The sequence below is a fragment of the Stieleria sp. genome (assembly GCF_041595215.1).
Lineage (GTDB): Bacteria > Planctomycetota > Planctomycetia > Pirellulales > Pirellulaceae > Stieleria > Stieleria magnilauensis.
The window spans coordinates 1-4,355 of record NZ_JBFHKV010000767.1; the positions used below are offsets into that span (position 1 = coordinate 1).

The 4,355-nt window shown below is 59.5% G+C and carries 4 protein-coding genes; 2 read left to right on the forward strand and 2 right to left on the reverse strand.

What is annotated here, in order from left to right:
- Positions 1-1,191: hypothetical protein (locus ABX749_RS23855; RefSeq protein WP_372898202.1), on the reverse strand; the 1,191-nt coding region annotated here is incomplete at its 3' end.
- A 170-nt stretch (positions 1,192-1,361) separates the two neighbouring features.
- Positions 1,362-2,132 carry a DUF1080 domain-containing protein gene (locus ABX749_RS23860; RefSeq protein ID WP_372898203.1) on the reverse strand — a complete coding sequence of 257 codons (771 nt, stop codon included), beginning with the start codon at positions 2,130-2,132 and terminating at the stop codon, positions 1,362-1,364.
- 170 nt (positions 2,133-2,302) lie between these two features.
- On the opposite strand from ABX749_RS23860, the gene ABX749_RS23865 reads away from it, so the two are divergent.
- Together ABX749_RS23865 and ABX749_RS23870 are read left to right on the forward strand one after the other, a co-directional pair.
- The gene (locus tag ABX749_RS23865) at positions 2,303-3,571 is read left to right on the forward strand and encodes a PQQ-binding-like beta-propeller repeat protein (protein WP_372898204.1); all 1,269 of its coding nucleotides are present in this window, start codon (positions 2,303-2,305) and stop codon (positions 3,569-3,571) included.
- Between the two features lie 57 nt (positions 3,572-3,628).
- Positions 3,629-4,237, forward strand: coding sequence for a sigma-70 family RNA polymerase sigma factor (locus ABX749_RS23870; protein ID WP_372898205.1), 609 nt, complete (start codon positions 3,629-3,631; stop codon positions 4,235-4,237).
- Positions 4,238-4,355 lie beyond the last annotated feature (118 nt).

Consider the following 4,355-nt stretch of genomic DNA (forward strand, 5'->3'; position numbering starts at 1 on the left):
CACATTTCCTTCGCCGACGGTGACCCAGGATTCAGTCTCGCTGATTGCGGCCACGCCGAAATTCCCAAGTGTTGCACCACGCTCCGGCACCACCACCTTTTCGGTCGATCGAATCACATGCAGTCGTTCGGGGTCGACTTGCGCGACGAATAAGGGGGCGCGATGCCGCATCACGTGATCGTTGTCGGCGCCGCGTCGCGTGTAGACCAAGAACAGCCCGTCACCGGCGACCAACCAATGGGCTTGGGTGTTGTAGCTGCCCAGGTCACTTCCATCGTCGAACGTCCATGCCTTGATCGGTCGGAGATTCAAACCGTCGTCGGAGACCGAGACGTAGGCTTTCAAGTCGTTTCGCATCGTCAAGAAATACCGATCGTGGTATTTGACGATCGAAGGCTCGTACAAGCCTCGCTTGACGTCCAGACGTAAGATCTGGCCATGTTCCTGGTACGAAAGTGACTGACCATCAAAGCGGCAACGGACAATGGTTGTCGAAAACGGAGCCTTGGTCCCCGTCCCGATGTAGAACGGCAACAGCACCGTCCCGTCATCCTCGACCATCCACTGGGCGCAGGCACTGCGGGCAAAGTCGAACTCGGCGCCGGCCGGCATTTCCAACTGCCGCCAACGTGACCAAGTACCGTCGTCCTGTCGCACCGCAAAGGCCGTCTGGTGAGATCGTTTTTTGTCTTCCAACTGCTTGCCCGACGGACTGTAGCGAACTTGCGCACCGACGGCGAGAAAACGTTTCGTCGGTGCGTGATAGCCCGGCGTCACATCGACGACGGCCACATTCACGCCGCCGTCTTCGGTCACCCAGTCCAATTCGCGGTGCAGCGTCGGCCCCACCCAACGCTTGCCGAAATCGACCGTTCGCATCGTACTCAAGCCGGAATAATGGTCCGACCGACCGAGATGCTTTTGAACGGTCATGACGATTTCATGACCAGCCCCGATCGCCAGGCGTGGATGAAACCACAGCGATTTATCACTCGGGTCCTGTCGCTTCATCACCGTCTCAAGCGTCACATCGATCGGCACGATTTCAGTGGTCGATTCAGCAAGCGGGGTGGCCTCGGATACCGAAGCCCGATCGGACTGCGCGTTGGTGTCTGCAACCGCCCCCAGAACCATCGCCAGTGCAAGGACCGGTTTCAGCAGCGTGTCGACGACTGGGGGAGAGCGTTTCATCAGGATCCGTCAGCTTGGGCGAAGAAAGTCATTGGGGTGAAAACACGGCGTCCAAGAGCGATCGGCAAACGGTTGATCACCCATCGGCATCAGCCCATCGGACCACGCCTGATGATTGAGGAACATTGATTCGATCCACAGGCCGGTCGGCGTCTGGGCAAATCTCGGATTCAGAAGTCCGTTTCGGGCTCGTCCAGCATCAGCTCTTTGATCCAGGCGTTGCGATAGCGCACATCATGGCCTTCGCATTGCAGTTTCAGGCCTTGGGGCGTGTCGGTGATCCCAAACCCGTTGTCGTTTCCGCCGTCGACGCCCGAATTCGGTCCGCCCCAGACTTTGTTGATCGTTTGGTTGACGTGAACTTTCTCGCCGTTGAAGTACATCGTCACCATCGGTTTTTCGACCAGTTTGCCGTCCCGGAAACGGGCGGCGCGAAAGACCAAGTCGTACGCGTTCCATTTCCCGACGCCGTTGTAGGCATGGTACGGCGATTCCGTTTCGTTGATCACCGCCCCCATGCCGTGCTTTGACTTGTCGCCGTCCAGGACTTGAATTTCGAAACGGTTTTGCAGATAGACGCCGCTGTTGCCGCCGGGCTTCATGATCAGAAACTCGATGTGCAACCGGAAATCCCGATACGGCTTTTTCGTCACGATGTCGGCCGTGCCATACTTGCCTCCGTCGGCCGCCCGATCGTCGGTCATCACACAGGTGCCGCCGTCGACGGGGTCCTCGACAATCTTCCACTTGATCGGCAACGACGAACTGAAACGCGGCCCTTCCCAGTACGTCCATTTTTCGTCCAACATGTCGCGGGTCCCGTCGAGGATGACTTCCGCACCCTCGATCGGCTTGGCTCCGACACCGACATGATCCGCAGCGGAGGTGGTCACGGCGGCCAAGGAAACGGACAGGAAAAGCAGGGCGTGGATTGATTTCATGACAGGGCGTTGGGTGGGGTCGGTGGGTGGGAAGCAGCGAGGGCGCGTCATTCTACTCCGTCCCGCCCGGCGGGGCATCGATTTTGCGTTCTTCTCGCCCAGCCATTAGACTTTGCCTGGATTTTCCGGCTCTCTTGCTTAGCCATGTCCCCAACCGGTAGAACCGTCCGATGAATCGCTTCTGTGTCGTGTTTGCCTGTGTCGCCTGTTTCTCAAGCCTGCTCATTCCAGCCGCCGATGTCACCGCTGGCGACTGGTCACAGTTCCGTGGACCGCAAGCGGACGGCGTGGCGTCGTCGGGTGACTATCCGACCGAATGGAGCGACACCGAAAACGTGCGTTGGTCCGTCGTCTTGCCGCAACCCGGCAACGGCAGCCCGATTGTGGTTGATGGGAACGTCTTCGTCTGCAGCGTCGAAGACTCCAAAGGCCTCGCCCGCAGTCTGATCTGTTTCGATGCCGACAACGGCCATCAACGCTGGTCCCGGACGGTGACGCTGGCAGAAGAAATGCCGACGCACAAGACGAATCCTTACGCCGGTTCCACGCCCGCCTGCGATGGATCACGCGTCGTTGTCTGGCATGCCACCGGTGGATTGCACGCCTACGACATGAACGGCGCTCCCCTCTGGTCGCGCGACCTGGGCGAGTTCCGGCACATGTGGGGTTACGGTTCCAGCCCCGTCATCGTCGGTGATCGTGTGATCTTGAACTCCGGACCCGGCAAACAAGTCTTCGTTGCCGCATTCGATGTCGAGTCTGGCGAGACGCTTTGGCGGCACGATGAACCGGTCCCGGGTGACGGCGAGCGAAACGCGGAAGGGAAGTACATGGGCACGTGGTCGACGCCGGTGCCGATCGAACGGGACGGGCGACAACTGGCCATTGTCGCGATGCATCAACGCATCTTGGCACTGGACGTTGAATCCGGTGACGTCGTTTGGTTCTTCCGTGTGACCAGTGATCGCGGCGACCTGGCGTACAGTTCCCCGATGATCGAAGGCGACCTGTGTGTGTTCAACGCCGGTTTCAAAGGCCCAACGATGGCGTTCGAAATGAACGGGCGCGGCGACATCACCGAAAACCAACGCTGGCGGATCGAAGGCAATCCCCAATCGATCGGCACTGGAATCATGCGAGACGGCTTTGTCTACCGCGTCGGGGCAGGCCCCAATCTGATCGATTGCCTGGACGCCAAAACGGGCGAGACGGTCTGGCAGGAACGCAACAAAGCCGCGTTCTGGGGCTCCGTCGCAGTGGCCGGCCAGACAGCGTATGCCACCGATCAATCCGGAACCACAATCGTGTTTCGCCTTTCGCCGGACGAGTTCACACCGATCGCCGAGTGTCCCCTGAACGATTCCAGCAACGCGACTCCAGCGCTCGCCGGTGGACGGATCTACCTCAGGACGAACCGGAAACTATGGTGCGTGGAGTGATTGTGGAGACGAATCGCAAGCGGGAAGCGTACGCCACATTGAATGGGGCGATCGCCGATGTCCGATGACGGAAACGTCAGCCGCTGGATCGATCAAGTCAAAGTCGGCGATTCGGTCGCGGCGGCCGAACTGTGGCGCCACTACTACGATCGTCTGATTCGAAACGTCCGCAATCATCTTCGCGGACAAAACCGGGCAGTGGCCGATGAAGAAGACGTGGTCGTCAGCGTCTTCGAAAGTTTCTATCGGGCGGCCGAGCAGGGCCGATTCCCCGAGATGTCCGATCGCGACGACTTGTGGCGATTGTTGTTAAAAATGTCGGCGCGAAAGGTCATCGACAAACGCCGCCGGGACCGCCGACAGCGGCGGGGCGGCGGCCAACGAACACTCTCGCTGGCCGGACGACCGGGCGACGAAGACGCTCTGATCGAGGTGATCGGCGACGAACCGACGCCGGACATGGTGCTGACGTTGACCGAAGCCGTCGAGGAGCTGCTCTCCCATTTGGGTGACGGGCAACTGCGAGAGATCGCGGTCGGAAAAATGGAAGGCCTCTCCAACGCAGAACTCGCGCAACGATTGGGATGCTCTGAACGCACGATCGAACGACGCTTGCACCTCATCCGTGAAACCTGCCAGCAGGAACTGATGGACGCCGACCAGTAACGGTCATAACAAGCAGCCTGGCCCGCTACACACGCCGAGAGTAGCAAGTCAGTGGTCAAAACATTTGATGGTCAAAAAATGGAATGCGACCAACCCTCCCAGCAACGTGCATGCCCCC

Bases quoted from the DNA above. Each gene is read 5' to 3' on its own strand.
- ABX749_RS23860 (WP_372898203.1), bottom strand. From the start codon at position 2,132: ATGAAATCAATCCACGCCCTGCTTTTCCTGTCCGTTTCCTTGGCCGCC.
- ABX749_RS23865 (WP_372898204.1), top strand. From the start codon at position 2,303: ATGAATCGCTTCTGTGTCGTGTTTGCCTGTGTCGCCTGTTTCTCAAGC.
- ABX749_RS23870 (WP_372898205.1), top strand. From the start codon at position 3,629: ATGTCCGATGACGGAAACGTCAGCCGCTGGATCGATCAAGTCAAAGTC.